General features: G+C 73.4%; 11 protein-coding genes. 4 read left to right on the top strand and 7 right to left on the bottom strand.

What is annotated here, in order from left to right; all coding sequences use genetic code 11:
• The first annotated feature begins 126 nt into the window (after window positions 1-126).
• Window positions 127-918, top strand: a complete 792-nt coding sequence (locus tag ACZ58N_RS02795) for a metal-dependent hydrolase (RefSeq protein WP_471154767.1) — start codon at window positions 127-129, stop codon at window positions 916-918.
• A gap of 135 nt (window positions 919-1,053) precedes the next feature.
• Window positions 1,054-2,229 carry a hypothetical protein gene (locus ACZ58N_RS02790; protein WP_471154764.1) on the top strand — a complete coding sequence of 392 codons (1,176 nt, stop codon included), beginning with the start codon at window positions 1,054-1,056 and terminating at the stop codon, window positions 2,227-2,229.
• Window positions 2,230-2,357: 128 nt separating this feature from the next.
• Here the strand turns inward: ACZ58N_RS02790 and ACZ58N_RS02785 are convergent, their stop codons facing one another.
• The 4 genes from ACZ58N_RS02785 to ACZ58N_RS02770 all read right to left on the bottom strand — a co-directional run bounded on the left by ACZ58N_RS02785 (window position 2,358) and on the right by ACZ58N_RS02770 (window position 9,650).
• Window positions 2,358-4,139 (bottom strand): ABC transporter ATP-binding protein, encoded by a 1,782-nt coding sequence (locus tag ACZ58N_RS02785; RefSeq protein WP_471154761.1) that lies wholly within the window; start codon window positions 4,137-4,139, stop codon window positions 2,358-2,360.
• Window positions 4,136-6,025 carry an ABC transporter ATP-binding protein gene (locus ACZ58N_RS02780; RefSeq protein ID WP_471154758.1) on the bottom strand — a complete coding sequence of 630 codons (1,890 nt, stop codon included), beginning with the start codon at window positions 6,023-6,025 and terminating at the stop codon, window positions 4,136-4,138. The genes ACZ58N_RS02785 and ACZ58N_RS02780 overlap by 4 nt, the downstream gene beginning before the upstream one ends.
• A gap of 162 nt (window positions 6,026-6,187) precedes the next feature.
• Complete coding sequence (locus ACZ58N_RS02775) at window positions 6,188-9,124, bottom strand: FAD-binding and (Fe-S)-binding domain-containing protein (protein ID WP_471155214.1); 2,937 nt, start codon at window positions 9,122-9,124, stop codon at window positions 6,188-6,190.
• A 64-nt stretch (window positions 9,125-9,188) separates the two neighbouring features.
• Window positions 9,189-9,650 (bottom strand): MarR family winged helix-turn-helix transcriptional regulator, encoded by a 462-nt coding sequence (locus ACZ58N_RS02770; RefSeq protein WP_471154756.1) that lies wholly within the window; start codon window positions 9,648-9,650, stop codon window positions 9,189-9,191.
• A gap of 85 nt (window positions 9,651-9,735) precedes the next feature.
• On the opposite strand from ACZ58N_RS02770, the gene ACZ58N_RS02765 reads away from it, so the two are divergent.
• Together ACZ58N_RS02765 and mltG are read left to right on the top strand one after the other, a co-directional pair.
• On the top strand, window positions 9,736-11,643 hold the full coding sequence (locus ACZ58N_RS02765; protein ID WP_471154753.1) for an ABC transporter ATP-binding protein: 1,908 nt from the start codon (window positions 9,736-9,738) through the stop codon (window positions 11,641-11,643).
• 63 nt (window positions 11,644-11,706) lie between these two features.
• Window positions 11,707-12,654 carry an endolytic transglycosylase MltG gene (gene mltG, locus ACZ58N_RS02760; RefSeq protein ID WP_471154750.1) on the top strand — a complete coding sequence of 316 codons (948 nt, stop codon included), beginning with the start codon at window positions 11,707-11,709 and terminating at the stop codon, window positions 12,652-12,654.
• 34 nt (window positions 12,655-12,688) lie between these two features.
• Here mltG and ACZ58N_RS02755 read toward each other — a convergent pair whose 3' ends face one another.
• The 3 genes from ACZ58N_RS02755 to ACZ58N_RS02745 all read right to left on the bottom strand — a co-directional run bounded on the left by ACZ58N_RS02755 (window position 12,689) and on the right by ACZ58N_RS02745 (window position 14,717).
• Window positions 12,689-13,777, bottom strand: a complete 1,089-nt coding sequence (locus ACZ58N_RS02755; protein WP_471155212.1) for an FAD-dependent oxidoreductase — start codon at window positions 13,775-13,777, stop codon at window positions 12,689-12,691.
• 189 nt (window positions 13,778-13,966) lie between these two features.
• Window positions 13,967-14,443, bottom strand: coding sequence for a hypothetical protein (locus ACZ58N_RS02750; RefSeq protein WP_471154748.1), 477 nt, complete (start codon window positions 14,441-14,443; stop codon window positions 13,967-13,969).
• Between the two features lie 16 nt (window positions 14,444-14,459).
• A complete protein-coding gene (locus ACZ58N_RS02745) occupies window positions 14,460-14,717 on the bottom strand; it encodes a hypothetical protein (RefSeq protein ID WP_281207413.1) in 258 nt (85 codons plus the stop codon).
• Between the last annotated feature and the right edge of the window lie 154 nt (window positions 14,718-14,871).

Genomic DNA, 14,871 nt, shown 5'->3' with positions numbered 1-14,871 from the left:
TTCACCCCGGATCCGGGAACCGGCGGACAAGAGGAAGATCACCGCCGGTACGCTGGGCCGTCCGGGCGGCCCGATCGACTTCCTCAACAGGGCCCCAACACCGAGGTACCGGGGCGGGGAACGAGCATGATGGGTCCGGCGCACTCATTGTCGGGAGCAGCGGCCTGGCTGGGGGTGGGCGCCGCCGCGGCGGCCGCCGGACACCCGATGCCCTGGCCGGTCCTCGTCGTCGGCGCGCTGATCTGCGCGGGCGCCGCCCTGGCCCCCGACCTCGACCACAAATCGGCGACGATCTCCCGCGCCTTCGGCCCCCTCTCCAGGGTCCTGTGCGAGGTCGTCGACAAGATCTCGTACGCCGTCTACAAGGCGACGCGCTCCCCGCGCGACGCCCGCCGCACCGGCGGACACCGCACCCTGACCCACACCTGGCTGTGGGCCGTCCTCATCGGCGGCGGCTCCTCCGCCCTCGCGGTCACCACCGACCGCTGGGGCGTCCTCGCCCTGCTCTTCGTCCACCTCGTACTCGCCGTCGAAGGACTGCTGTGGCGGGCGGCCCGGATGTCGAGCGACGTCCTGGTCTGGCTGCTCGGCGCGACCAGCGCCTGGATCCTGGCCGGGGTCCTCGACCAGCCGGGCAACGGCGCGGGCTGGCTGTTCAGCGACCCGGGCCAGGAGTACCTGTGGCTGGGGCTGCCCATCCTGCTCGGCGCCCTGGTCCACGACATCGGCGACGCCCTGACCGTGTCGGGCTGCCCCATCCTGTGGCCGCTGCCCATCGCCGGAAAGCGCTGGTACCCGATCGGCCCACCGAAGATGATGCGTTTCCGCGCGGGCAGCTGGGTCGAGCTGAAGGTCCTCATGCCCGTGTTCATGCTGCTCGGAGGGGTGGGCGGAGCCGCCGCCCTGAACCTCTTCTAGGCGGCGTCGCCGGCGTGGCGTCGGCCGGCCCGGGCCGCCGCGGGCGGGCCGTCTGTTCAGGCGTGTCCCGGCCGGACATCATGTGCCCCGACGAGCCGTCGGAGCAGCCGGCTCGCACGACGTCCGGGGGGACTCATGGGCAACACCGGCAGAACGATCGGCGCGGGCACGGCGGGAATGCTCCTGGCCGCGCTCGCCGTCGTATCGCCCGCGCACGCGGATCCGGGGGCGACCGGCACGGCCGCGCCGGGCGGCGCGGCCGCCTGCAGACCCGCGCTGCGCGTACTGGATTCGCTCCCCGGATCGGGCGAGGGCAACCCCTGGCTGCACACCGACCAGGTGAACGGCATCGGACCGGCCGGCCTGTCCGTCGGGGTCTCCAGGGGCAAACCCGTCTTCTGGCTCGGCACCTCCGTGCGCGCCGTACCGTTGCCGGTCGGGGCGACCGGGGGCAGCGTCGAGGCCGTCAACCGCTTCGGCCTCATGGTCGGCACCTTCACCACCCCCACCGGCCCCAAGGCCTTCGCCCACCGGCCGGGCGCACGGGCGGTCACGGTGTTGCCGGGCGGCCAGTACGCGACCGCCGTCAACGACCGGGGCCACGTCGTCGGCCACCGCCGCGACCCCTCGACCGGTACGAGCACCGGCCTCGAATGGTCCGGCGGCGCGCTGCGCAGGGAACTGCCCGTCCCGCCCGGGTTCCGTCTCGACGAGGTCACCGGGATCAACAACGCCGGGCAGATCACGGGACACGGCTCAGGGCCCACCGGCAACGACGAGGACCCGTACGACATGAACCCGGGCCTGCTCTGGTCCGCCGACATGGCGTCCGCCCCCACCCTGCTCCGGCCGGTCGGTGGCGATTACGAGTACTACAGGCCGCAGGCCATCGACGAGAGCGGCCGGATCGTCGGCCACCGTTGGTACTCCCGGGCCATGGAGGACGACCCGCTCGTGTGGAGCGCCCCGTATACCGAACCCACGTACGCGCCCAGGCTCGCCGGCAGCACCAGCGGCACCTTCGAGGACATCAGTCCGCGCACCGGGGTCGCGGTCGGCCTCGCCACCACCTACGACCCGCCCGAGGACACCGTCGTTCGGGCCCAGTACCGGTCCGGCAGCGGCCCGATGCGCGCCCTGCGCGGACTGACCGCCACCGGCCACGCCGCCGCCCACGCCGTCGGCGACGACGATCGGGTGGGCGGGGTCGCGCTGGACGCCGGGAACGTGGCCCGCCCCGTCGTCTGGACGTGTGCGGGCCGGCAGGCGTACGAGCCCACCGCGACGGCTCGGCCGGGAAACCGCGGGTGACGGGCGGCGGATGAGGAGCGGCGGGTGTGCCCACGGACCGGAAGTCGGGGACCGTCCCGAAATCCCGGCCTTCCGGCCGCACCGAGGACGGCGACGCCCGACCGCCCCGCCGCCGCCCGGTCGGCCGGTCAGCCGTGCCAGGAACGCCACAGGGCCGCGTAGGCCCCGTCGGCCGCCACCAACTCGTCGTGCGAACCGAGTTCGCTGATCCGGCCCGCCTCGACCACCGCGATCACGTCCGCGTCGTGCGCGGTGTGCAGGCGGTGGGCGATGGCGATGACCGTCCGGCCGTCCAGCACCCGGGCCAGCGAACGCTCCAGGTGCCGGGCGGCACGCGGATCCAGCAACGACGTGGCCTCGTCCAGCACCAGGGTGTGCGGGTCCGCCAGCACGAGCCGGGCCAGGGCGACCTGCTGGGCCTGCGCCGGCGTCAGCGCGCTGCCGCCCGAGCCGACCTCGGTGTCCAGTCCGGACTCCAGGGACCTGGCCCAACCGTCGGCGTCGACCGCTCCCAGCGCCGCCCACAGTTCGGCGTCCTGCGCGCCCGTGCGGGCGAGGCGCAGGTTGTCCCGGAGCGAACCCACGAACACATGGTGTTCCTGGTTGACCAGGGCCACGTGCTCGCGCACCCGCTCCGCCGGCATCCCCGACAGCCGCGCGCCGCCCAGGGTCACCTCGCCGGTCCGGGGCGCGTAGATGCCCGCCAGCAGCCGGCCCAGCGTGGACTTGCCCGCGCCCGAAGGGCCGACCAGCGCCATCCGGGTGCCCGGAGCCACGGACATCGAGACGCGGTGCAGGACGTCCACGCCCTCCCGGTAGCCGAAGTGGACCTCGTCGGCGCGGACTTCGCGGCCCTCCGGGGAGAGCCGCCCGTCGCCCGCCGCCGGTTCGATCTCGTGGACGCCCACCAGCCGGGCCAGCGACACCTGGGCGATCTGCAGCTCGTCGTACCAGCGCAGGATCAGGCCGATCGGATCGACCATCATCTGTGCCAGCAGGGCCCCCGTGGTCAGCTGCCCCACCGACATCCAGCCCTGGAGTACGCCGTAGCCGCCGATCATCAGTACCGAACCGAGGATCGTCACGTAGGTGACGTTGATGACGGGAAAGAGGACCGTCCGGAGGTAGAGGGTGTACCGCTCCCAAGCCGTCCATTCCTTGATCCGCCGCTCCGACAGGGCGATCCGGCGCCGTCCCAGGCGGTGCGCCTCGACGGTTCGACCGGCGTCGACCGTCTCGGTCAGCACCGCCGCGACCGCCGCGTACCCGGCCGCCTCGGAGCGGTACGCGGCAGGCGCCCGCCTGAAGTACCAGCGGCAGCCGATCACCAGCACGGGAAGCGCCACCAGCGCGGCCAGAGCCAGCGGCGGCGCGGTCACGGCGAGGGCCCCGAAGAGCAGTCCGGCCCACACCACGCCGATGGCCAGCTGCGGCACGGCCTCGCGCATCGCGTTGGCCAGCCGGTCGATGTCCGTGGTGATGCGGGACAGCAGGTCGCCCGTGCCGGCCCGCTCCAGGACGCCCGGCGGCAGGCCGACCGAGCGGATCAGGAAGTCCTCGCGCAGGTCGGCCAGCATCTCCTCGCCGAGCATCGCCCCGCGCAGCCGTACCAGCCGCACGAAGCAGGTCTGGACGACCAGGGCCAGCGCGAACAACAGCCCCACGCGCCCCAGATGGAGGTCGCGCGCGCCCGCCGAGAGTTCGTCCACGACCCGGCCCAGCAGGTACGGGCCGACCATGGAGGCGATCACCGCGACGGCATTGACCGTCACCAGGATCACGAAGGCCCGCCGATGGCGCAGGAACAGGCCGCGCACATACCCCCGTACGGTGCCCGACGAGCCCACGGGCAGCGTCGCTGCCGTCTCGGGGGCCGCCGGATCGTACTCCGGTGGTGCCACGCCGATCATGCGGACTCCTCGATCTCCGTGAGTGCTTCTTCCAACCCGACCATCGTGGTTCCGGGTCGGCGGGGCCGATCGGGCCCGTCGGGTTCGCGGGTCACCACCGCCCGGTAGCGCGGTTCGTCCCGCAGCAGTTCGCGGTGCGTGCCCGCGGGAAGGGCACGGCCCTCATGGACGAGCACCACCCGGTCGGCCCGGTCCAGGAGCAGCGGCGAGGACGCCAGGACCACTGTGGTCCGGCCCTTGCGCAGGGCCGAGATCCCGTCGGCGATGCGCGCCTCGGTGTGCGAGTCGACGGCCGAGGTCGGCTCGTCCAGCACCAGCACCTCCGGGTCGGTGACCAGCGACCTGGCCAGCGCCAAGCGCTGGCGCTGCCCGCCCGACAGGGACCGGCCGCGTTCGGTGATGCGGGCGTCCATCGGGTCCGTGACCCCGTCGGGCGCCGACTGGAGCAGGGCCTCCAGGACGTCTCCGCACTGCGCCGCCGCCAGTGCCGCCGAGGGCTCCACGGCCCCCGAGGCCGGCACGTCGAACAGTTCGCGCAGCGTCCCGGACAGCAGCACGGGATCCTTGTCCTGCACGAGGACCAGCGTGCGCGCCGTGTCCAGCGCGAGGTCGTCCAGCGCGACCCCGCCGAGCAGCACGGACGGCTCCTCGGTCGCGTCGTCGTCCGCGGGTACGGGCTGCCCGCCGAGGCGTTCGGCGAGCCGGCCCGCCACGTCCGGGTCCCCGCACACCACGGCCGTGAGCCGGCCCGCCGGAGCCAGCAGCCCGGTACCCGGGTCGTACAGGTCGCCGCCCGGTGCGGGTGCGTCCGGAACACCGGCGGCCGCGATCTCGCCCCGGTCCGGGCCCGTTCCGGTGCCGGTCACCGGGACGGTCTCCGCCTCGGCGTCCGTGCGCGTCAGCGACAGCACCCGCGCCGCCCGCTGGGCGGAGGGACGCGAGAAGGAGTAGGCCATGGCGATCTCCTCCACGTTCCTGAGCGGGTACAGCATCAGGGACACGGCGCTGAACACGGCGACGAGCTCGCCGATGTCCAGTCGCCCGGCCAGTACGAGGGAGGAGCCGTACCAGACCACCGTGATGAGCAGCAGGCCCGGCAGGAACACTTGGATGGCCGAGATCAGCGCCCACATCCGGGCGCTGCGCACGGCGGCGGACCGCACCTCCTGGGAGGCCTCGCGGTAGCGGCCGAGGAACAGTTCCTCGCCGCCGATGCCCCGTAGCACCCGCAGGCCCGCGACGGTGTCGGAGGCGAGCTCGGTGGCCCTGCCCGCCTTCTCGCGCTGGAAGTCGGCGCGCCGGGTGGCCCGGGGCAGCAGCGGCAGCGACGCGAGCGCCAGCACCGGCATGCCCACGGCCACGACCACGCCGAGGGCCGGGGCGTAGACGACCAGGCCCACGCAGACGAGCACGATGGCCAGTGCGGCCGCCAGGAACCGCGAGACGGCCTCCACGAACCAGCCGATCTTCTCCACGTCACCCGTGGAGACGGCGACGACCTCACCGGCGGCGACCCGTCGGGTCAGGGCGGCGCCGAGCTCGGCCGTCCGGCGGGCGAGCAGCTGCTGCACGCGGGCGGCGGCGGTGATCCAGTTGGTGACGGCCGTGCGGTGCAGCATCGCGTCGCCCAGCGAGATGGCGATGCCGAGCAGCACGATCACCGCGCCGACGAGCAGCAGCCTCCGGCCGTCGCCCTTGACCACGGCCTCCACCCCGAACCCCACCGCGAACGGCAGGCCGGCGATGCCGCAGTGGTGCAGGAGGCCCCAGCACAAGCTCTTGGCCTGTCCGCCGAGTTGCCCCCTGCCGAGCCACAGCAGGAAACGGGGGCCGGAACGGGCGTCCGGTACCCCGGGATCCGGATACGGAAGATCGCTGATCTGCATGACGCCCCATGACTGGTCGAGTGGTTCAAGCCACGCAAGGTTCGCCTTTCGGAACAGGCCCGGGCAATCGATTTTCCGGCCCCGACCGGGGTGCGGGAGGGTCCCTCCCGCACGGGGGCGCGCACTCCGGCGCGCTCTCGGAGCGCGCGGGTCCCGGTCGGTTCAGGGGCGGGTGGCCCGTTCCAGTTCGAGCAGGACCGAGTAGTAGCTCCGACCGGTGGCCCGGTCCATGCCCACCTCGCACATCCGGTTCGCCGAGAGGTGCGCGTCGAACGGTCGCGCCACCACCTCCCGCGCCTCCGGGGCCGTCGCGGCGGCGGTCAGCTCCGGGTGGAGCATGCCGCGATCGCCCGCGAAGGCGCAGCACCCGACGTCGTCCGGCACCACGACCTCCTCGGCGCAGGCCTCGGCCACGGTCCGCAGCTGTGCCTCGTCGTCGAGGTGCCGCATCGAGCAGGTGGGGTGCAGTACGGCCGAGCCCACGGTCCGACGGACCTCCAGACGCGGCAGCAGCTCCTCCGCCGCCCAGACGACCGAGTCGACGATCCGCAGCGCGGCGTGGAGTTCGCGGTTGTCGTCGGTCAGGTACGGGACCACCTCGTGGGCGATGCCGAGCGTGCAGGACGAAGCGTCGACCACCAGCGGGAGAAGGCCGCCGGCGGTCCAGCCCCAGGCGGCCTCGACGATCCGGTTGGCCATCACCCGGTTGCCCGCCTCGTAGCCCTTGGAGTGCCAGATCGTCGCGCAACAGGTCCCCGTCACGTCGTCCGGGATCCACACGGGCCTCCCGGCCCGTTCCGAAACGGCCACCACCGCCTCGGGCAGGGACGGGCCGGGGCGCCCGTCCGGGCCGCCGAAGATCCGGTTGACGCAGGCCGGGTAGTACACGGCGGTCGCGGTGACCCGATCGGTCGCGGGCAGCCGGCGGGCGGCGGCCCCCGGGATCTGCGGCAGCCACTCGGGGACCAGGTCCGGGCGCACGGCCTTGCGCGCGGCGGCGGTCACGGCCCCCAGCACCCGGTCGGACACCGCGTCCGGGAGCGCGCCCGCGGCGGCCACGGCCAGCCGGGCGGCCGCCTCCACGCCGCGGAACCGCCGGGCCGCGAGGGCCGCGGCCCGCTCCTCGCGCGCGCTGTGCCGCCGGTGGCGGAAGTCCTTCATGAGCGCGCCGGTGTCGATGCCGACGGGGCAGGCGATCCGGCAGGTCGAGTCGCCGGCGCAGGTGTCGACGGCGTCGTACCCGTACGACCCGAGCAGCCCGTCGAGCACGGGGGAGCCGGGCTCCTGCCGCACCATCTCGCGGCGCAGCGCGATGCGCTGGCGGGGCGTCGTCGTCAGGTCCTCGCTGGGGCAGGTCGGCTCGCAGAACCCGCACTCGATGCAGGGGTCGGCGACCGCCTCCACCCGCGGGATCGTCTTCAGGCCGCGCAGGTGGGCCCGTGGATCCCGGTCGAGGAGGACGCGCGGGGCGAGGATGCCGTCCGGGTCGACGATCCGCTTGGTGCGCCACATCAGTTCCGTGGCCCGGGGACCCCACTCCAGCTCCAGGAAGGGGGCCATGTTGCGGCCGGTCGAGTGCTCCGCCTTCAGAGAGCCGTCGAACCGCTCCACGGTGAGCCGGCAGAACGCCTCCATGAACGCCGCGTACCGGTCGACGTCGGCGGGCTTCGCCGCGTCGAAGGCGAGCAGGAAGTGCAGGTTGCCGTGCGCCGCGTGACCGGCGACGGCCGCGTCGAAGCCGTGCTCCTCCTGGAGGGCCAGGAGCGCCTCACAGGCCTCGGCCAGCCGGGACGGCGGCACGGCGAAGTCCTCGGTGATCAGGGTGGTGCCCGGGGGCCTCGCGCCTCCGACGGCGGTGACGAAGGCCTTGCGGGCCTTCCAGTAGCCGGCGATCGTCCTCGGATCGCCGGTGAAGACGTTCGTCACCGAGGGGACCGGCGCCACGAGGTCCAGCGTCGGCAGCAGGTCGGCCGCGCGTCGTTCGAGGACCACGCGGCCCGCCGCGTCCGGAGCCCGGAACTCCACGAGCAGGGCGGCCGTTTCCTTGGTCAGACGCGCCCAGTCGGCGGGCACCCCCGGGACGCTGACGGACGCGCGCAGCGTGTTGCCGTCCATCAGCTCGACGGCGAGGGCGCCGGCCTCGTTGAACAGCGGGACCGCGGCCGCCGCGGCGGGCAGCGAGGGGAAGAAGAGCAGGGCGCTGGTGAGCTCACGGTCGAGCGGGACGGTGTCGAGTACGACCTCGGAGATGAAGCCGAGGGTGCCTTCCGAGCCCACCATCAGACCGCGCAGGATCTCCACGGGTGTGTCGCCGTCGAGGTAGGCGTCCAGTCGGTAGCCGGTGGTGTTCTTGATCTCGTACTTGGCGCGGATCCGGGCGACGAGCGCCGGATCGGCCTCGATCTCCGCCTTGACCGCCATCAGGCCGTGGCACAGGGCCGGCTCCGCGCGGGCCAGTTCCTCGTCCGCGAGCGGGTCCGCGGTGTCCACGACGGTGCCGGTCGGCAGGACGAGGGTCAGGGAGGAGAGGGTGCGGTACGAGTTCCTGGTGGTCCCCGCCGTCATGCCGGAGGCGTTGTTCGCGACGACGCCCCCGACGGTGCAGGCGATGGCGCTGGCGGGGTCGGGCCCCAGGATCCGGCCGTGGCGGGCGAGCGCGGCGTTGGCCCGCAGCACGGTGGTGCCCGGCCCGATGCGGGCCCGCAGGCCGCCGTCGAGGACCTCCACGCCCGTCCAGTGGCGGCGCACGTCGACCAGGATGTCCTCGCCCTGGGCCTGGCCGTTGAGCGAGGTGCCGGCCGCGCGGAAGACCACGTCCCGTTGTTTGCCGTGGGCGTACGACAGGACGGCGGAGATGTCGTCGATGTCCTCGGCGACCACCACGACCTGTGGCACGAACCGGTACGGCGAGGCGTCGGTGGCGTAGCGGACCAGGTCGGAGACCTTCCACAGGACCTTCTCCGGGCCCAACAGGTCGGTCAGGTCCGCGCGCAGGGCGCGGGGGGTGCCGGTGGCCAACCGGTCCGGCACCCGATCGGGGGCGGGACCGGTGGTGCCGTTCGGGCGCAGCGCGCCGGGTTTCGGTTCCAGCAGCGGCATGTACGACCCCTCGTCCGTCTCGGCGGCGTCCGGCGGAGCCGCCGCCCCGGCGCCGGAGCGCGGATCAGCAGGGGCGCTCCGCCGGGACATCCGCCAGTGCGTTCAGCAGGCCGCCGAGCACCTCGCGCTGTTCGGCGGTCAATGGAGCCAGGATCTCCTCCGCGGCGTCGGTTCGCGCGTTGCGCAGACGGCGCAGCGTGGCGCGGCCGGTTTCGGTGAGCTCGATCCGGATGACGCGGCGGTTCGCCGGGTCGGGTGCCCGGCGGACGCAATCGGCCGCCTCCAGGCCGTCCACGAGGGTGGTCACTGCACGCGGCACGACCTCAAGACGCGCGGCGAGATCGGCCATCCGGGGCGGTTGGTCGCCGCCGTGGTGGGCGACGAGGCGCAGCAGCCGGCCCTGGGCCGGGGTGATGCCGAGCGGCTCCATCTGGCGTTTCTGTATGCGGTGGAGCCGCCGCGTCAGACGCAGCAGCTGCTCGGCGAGGACGCCGCCCGTGGTGTCGCTCTCGGAACCGGTGCTCATACTGGGAACAGTACCAGGACCGGATTCATTGTGAGTATAGGTAACAATGAGCTAAGCTCATCGGAGTCTCGCCAGAAGGAGGCCCATGCGCCCCGAAGAACCGAACTGGACACCATCGAACGAAGCCCTCGACCCCACCCGACCCGGCCCCGCCGAGCGCCCGCGCGAGCTGCGACGGATCGTCGGCCTCTTCCGGCCCTACCGAGGCCGGCTCGCCGTCGTCGGCTCCCTGGTGGCCGCCTCCTCGCTGGTCGGCGTCGCCTCGCCGTTCCTGCTCAAGGAGATCCTGGACGTCGCGATACCCGAGGGCCGCACCGGCCTGCTGAGCCTGCTCGCCCTGGGCATGATCCTCACCGCGGTCGTCACCAGCGTGTTCGGCGTCCTCCAGACCTACATATCCACCACCGTCGGTCAGCGTGTGATGCACGACCTGCGCACCGCCGTCTACGCCCAGCTCCAGCGGATGCCCCTGGCCTTCTTCACCCGCACCCGCACCGGCGAGGTGCAGTCCCGCATCGCCAACGACATCGGCGGCATGCAGGCGACCGTCACCTCCACGGCCACTTCCCTGGTGTCGAACCTGACGGCCGTGATCGCCTCCGTCGTCGCGATGCTCGCGCTCGACTGGCGGCTCACCGTCGTCTCCCTGCTCCTCCTTCCCGTCTTCGTGTGGATCAGCCGACGGGTCGGGCACGAACGCAAGCGGATCACGACGCAGCGGCAGAAGCAGATGGCCGCGATGGCGGCCACGGTCACCGAGTCCCTCTCGGTCAGCGGGATCCTGCTCGGCCGCACGATGGGCCGCTCGGAGTCCCTCACCGCCGCCTTCTCGGACGAGTCGGAGAAGCTGGTCGGGCTCGAAGTGCGCTCCAGCATGGCCGGTCGCTGGCGCATGTCCACCATCGGGATCGTCATGGCCGCCATGCCGGCGCTCATCTACTGGGCGGCCGGACTGGCCCTGCAGACGGGCGCGCCCTCCCTGTCCGTCGGTACCCTCGTCGCCTTCGTCACCCTCCAGCAGGGCCTCTTCCGGCCGGCTGTGAGCCTGTTGTCGACGGGCGTGCAGATACAGACCTCCCTCGCCCTGTTCGCCCGGATCTTCGAGTACCTCGACCTGCCGGTGGACATCACCGAGAAGGCGGACCCGGTCCGACTGGAGCGGGCGAGGGGCGAGATCCGGCTGGAGGACGTGCACTTCGAGTACGAGGCCAGGAGCGGCCCGACGCTCACGGCGATCGACATCACGGTTCCGGCCGGCGGCTCCCTCGCCGTGGTCGGTCCGACCGGCTCCGGCAAGAGCACCCTGAGCTACCTGGTGCCGCGGCTGTACGACGTGACCGGCGGCCGGATCGCCCTCGACGGGGTGGACGTGCGCGACCTCGACTTCGACTCGCTGGCCCGCTCCATCGGCGTGGTCTCCCAGGAGACCTACCTCTTCCACGCCACCGTCGCCGACAACCTGCGCTTCGCCAAACCGGACGCCACCGACGAGGAGGTCGTCGAGGCGGCCCGCGCCGCCCAGATCCACGACCACATCGAGTCCCTGCCCGACGGCTACGAGACGCTCGTCGGCGAACGGGGCTACCGGTTCTCCGGGGGCGAGAAGCAGCGCCTGGCCATTGCCCGGACCATCCTGCGCGATCCGCCGGTGCTCATCCTCGACGAGGCCACCAGCGCCCTCGACACCCGTACGGAGCACGCGGTGCAGCAGGCCATCGAGCACCTGTCCCGCGGGCGCACCACCATCACCATCGCGCACCGCCTCTCCACCATCAGGGACGCCGACCAGATCGTGGTCCTCGACGGGGGCCGCATAGCCGAGCGCGGTACGCACGAGGAGCTGATCGGTGCCGACGGCCGCTACGCCGCACTGGTCCGGCGGGACCGGGACGCCGCGCCTGCCCCCGTCCCCGCGCTGGTCGCGGCCGGCGGGGCGAACCAGGCGGGCTCGGGCTCCGCCGAGGAGCAGGCGCCCACTCCGGTGAACGTGTGATCATCTGACTGGTGCGCGGGTGGAATGCCGGAAATGATGCGCTTCGCCGGTTAGCGTGCGCGTATGCGTCTTGAGTACCGGCAGCCACAGCGCCGCCCCCGGCTCACTCGCCGGGGCCGTCTCGCCTTCTTCCTCGGCACGCTGATCGCGCTGGGGGTGGCGGTCCTGATCCCGCTGTTCCCCCGGGCGCAGCCGCCCGAGAAGCCGCGTCAGTTGGCGATCCCCGAAGGATGGCGGGCCCCGCAGGTCTACACCGCGGTCGACCGCGCGCTCGGGCTCCCGACCGGCTCCACGAAGGCGGCCGTCCCCACGGCCGGGCTGGAGCTGCCCCCGGAGGCCAAGGGCAACCCGGAGGGCTACCTCTTCCCGGCGACGTACCCGGTGACCTCGAAGACCACCCCGGGCACGCTGCTCGCGTACATGGTGCGCACGGCCAACCAGAAGCTCGCGACGAAGGCCGTCGCCGACGGCGGCAGGGCGCACGGCATGACCCCCTACCAGACGGCCACCCTCGCCAGCATCATCGAGGCGGAGGCGGACACCCCCGCGGACATGGGGAAGGTCGCGCGGGTCGTGCACAACCGGCTCGCGAAGTCGATGCCGCTCCAGATGGACTCCACCATCAACTACGCGCTCAACCGCACCACCGTGGACACCAAGCTCAGCGACACCCGGATCGACCACCCCTTCAACACGTACGAACGCCAGGGCCTGCCCCCCACCCCGATCGACAGCCCCGGCCTGCGGGCCATGGCCTCGGCGGTCGCGCCCACCCCGGGGGACTGGCTGTTCTTCGTCACGGTCAAGCCCGGGGACACCCGGTTCTCCGCGACCTACGAGGAGCACAAGAAGCACGTCGCGGACTTCAACCGGCTGCGCGCCGCGGCGGGCCCCCCGGCCGCCGGCGGGACCGCGACCCCGGCGGCCCGCGGGACCCGCCCACCGGCGGTCCGCGAGACCTCGACCCCGGCCGCCCGCGGCGCCTCCTCCCCGGCCGCCCGGTCCACCTGAGCCCGGTCCCGGTCCGGACTTCCCGCTCTCCCGGCTATCCGCCGGCCGCGGCCGGTTCCGGGGTGCGGGTCAACAACCGGCGGATCTCGCGGACGGCGGCACCACCCGCGCGGTTGGCGCCGATCGTCGAGGCGGAGGGTCCGTAGCCGACCAGGTGGATCCGCTCGTCACGGACCGCCCGCGTGCCCTCGACCCGGATTCCCCCACCGGGCTCGCGCAGCCGCAGCGGCGCCAGGTGGTCGACGGCGGCCCGGAAGCCGGTGGCCCACAGGATCACGTCGGCGTCCACGCTGCGGCCGTCGCCCCACACGACTCCGGACGGGGTGATCCGTTCGAACATCGGGAGCCGCTCCAGCACCCCGGAGTCCAGCCCGGCCCGTACGGCGTCGGTCAGCGCCAGTCCGGTCACGCCGACCACGCTCCGCGGCGGCAGCCCCCGGCGGACCCGTTCCTCCACCCGCGCGACCGCCTCCCGGCCCTCCGCCTCGCCGAAGGCACCGTCCCGGAAGACGGGCGGCCGACGGGTGACCCAGGTGGTTTGCGCGGCCGTCCCGGAGATCTCCAGCAGGTGCTGGACGGCCGAGGTGCCCCCACCCACGACCACGACCCGGGCCCCGGCGAACTCGTCCGGCCCCGGATAGTCGGCGGTGTGCAGTTGGCGCCCCCGGAACAGCTCCTGGCCGGGGAGGCGGGGCCAGAACGGTCGGTCCCAGGTGCCGGTGGCGTTGATCAGCGCGCGCGCCGACCAGGTGCCCGCCGACGACTCCACCAGGAGCCGTCCCGCAGCGTCCCCGCGCACCGCCGAGACGTCCACGGGTCGGCGTACGCGCAGGTCGAAGCGGTCCTCGTAGGCGGCGAAGTACGCGCCGACCACCTCGGAGGAGGGCCGCGACGGATCGGCGCCGGTCAGTTCCATGCCCGGCAGCGAGTGCATCCCGTGCACCTTGGCGTAGGTCAGCGAGGGCCACCGGAACTGCCAGGCCCCGCCGGGGCGGGGCGCGTGGTCCAGCACCACGTGCTCGATGCCGGCCCGGGCCAGGTGGTAGGCGCCGGACAGGCCCGCCTGGCCGGCCCCGACGACCACGACGTCCACCTCTGCCGGTGCTTCCGCGTACCGCGCCATTTCGTTCACGGTTCTACCAACTCCGGCCACCCGTCGGATCTTCCCGCCCGAACCGGCGCTCCGGCGACGCGAGAGGCCGTACGGACGGGAAGGACCGCGGGCGGGGCGGGAACGTCGCCCGCCCCGCCCGCGGCGAGGATGAACGCCCGACGGGCCACCAGGTGCGGCGGACCTTCGGGAGCGGTGCGGTCAGGCCGAATCCCTGATCCATGCCGCCAGTTGCTCCGGGGTGGTCGACGGGTCCGCCACCAGGGTGGCGAGCTCGTCCTCCCGGAAGGTGGCCGTGGTGACGGCGGGGCAGCGGTGGCACGCGTCCACACCCGTCTGCTGCCACCACTGGCACCGGTTGCGGAGGTGGCACCGTGGGACCGCACGGGTGTCCGGGTCGGCCGCGGGCAGGGCCAGGACGCGTTCCACCAGCGCACAGTCGTCGCCCCGCCGGTTCACGCAGGCGGAGACGCAGTGCGAGGCGAAGCGCAGGACCCGCGTCGGCTCGATCCCGTCCGGGAGCGTCGAGAGGACTTCCGGCGCCGGGACCGGGTCGGCGAGGTACACCACCCGGCCGTCGGCCGCCGAACGGACGCCGAGGACGACGGACTCGGGAGCGCCGGCCTCGCCGCTCGGACACCAGGTCGGCGCGGTGGCCGATGTCTGCTCGCTACCCACGGTGCTCACCGTCCCGTCAGCCTTCGACCGCGTCGTACGAGGCGAGCACCTCACGGCCGACGGGGCCGCCGATGGTGCCCTGGAGCCCGAGGGCCTGTTCGTGCGCCACCGCCTGGGCGAGGTTCTCGTGCAGTTGCTCCACGGAGGTGATCCGCGCGCTGCCGGAGGAGGTGCCGCCGGCCGCGTTCGCCGCCCCGACCGCCGTGATCGCGATTCCCGCGGCCATCACGACCGCGGCGCCACCGGCCGCCAGTTTGTTCTTCTTCATTTCCATCGAGCCCTTTCCTGGTCCGGGGCGGCGCTGTCCCGCCGCCGAGGCCCGAGACTAGGAGCGGATTTCGGGCCGGAGGGGCAGTTGCCGGGGCAGTTCCCACAGCCGCCCCGGTCCGCCCCGACGCCCCCCGCCCCGCTCGCCCGCCTCACCCCGG

The organism is Streptomyces sp. NPDC040432 (genome assembly GCF_055595445.1).
The sequence above is the reverse complement of the archived record's forward strand: the minus strand, read 5'-3'. Positions and strand labels throughout refer to the sequence as shown.

Excerpts from the sequence above, each read along its gene's own strand:
- mltG (WP_471154750.1), top strand. The coding sequence starts at position 11,707 with ATGCGTCTTGAGTACCGGCAGCCACAGCGCCGCCCCCGGCTCACTCGC.
- ACZ58N_RS02765 (WP_471154753.1), top strand. The coding sequence starts at position 9,736 with ATGCGCCCCGAAGAACCGAACTGGACACCATCGAACGAAGCCCTCGAC.
- ACZ58N_RS02795 (WP_471154767.1), top strand. The coding sequence starts at position 127 with ATGATGGGTCCGGCGCACTCATTGTCGGGAGCAGCGGCCTGGCTGGGG.
- ACZ58N_RS02790 (WP_471154764.1), top strand. The coding sequence starts at position 1,054 with ATGGGCAACACCGGCAGAACGATCGGCGCGGGCACGGCGGGAATGCTC.
- ACZ58N_RS02745 (WP_281207413.1), bottom strand. The coding sequence starts at position 14,717 with ATGGAAATGAAGAAGAACAAACTGGCGGCCGGTGGCGCCGCGGTCGTG.
- ACZ58N_RS02780 (WP_471154758.1), bottom strand. The coding sequence starts at position 6,025 with ATGCAGATCAGCGATCTTCCGTATCCGGATCCCGGGGTACCGGACGCC.
- ACZ58N_RS02755 (WP_471155212.1), bottom strand. The coding sequence starts at position 13,777 with ATGGCGCGGTACGCGGAAGCACCGGCAGAGGTGGACGTCGTGGTCGTC.
- ACZ58N_RS02785 (WP_471154761.1), bottom strand. The coding sequence starts at position 4,139 with ATGATCGGCGTGGCACCACCGGAGTACGATCCGGCGGCCCCCGAGACG.
- ACZ58N_RS02770 (WP_471154756.1), bottom strand. The coding sequence starts at position 9,650 with ATGAGCACCGGTTCCGAGAGCGACACCACGGGCGGCGTCCTCGCCGAG.
- ACZ58N_RS02775 (WP_471155214.1), bottom strand. The coding sequence starts at position 9,124 with ATGCCGCTGCTGGAACCGAAACCCGGCGCGCTGCGCCCGAACGGCACC.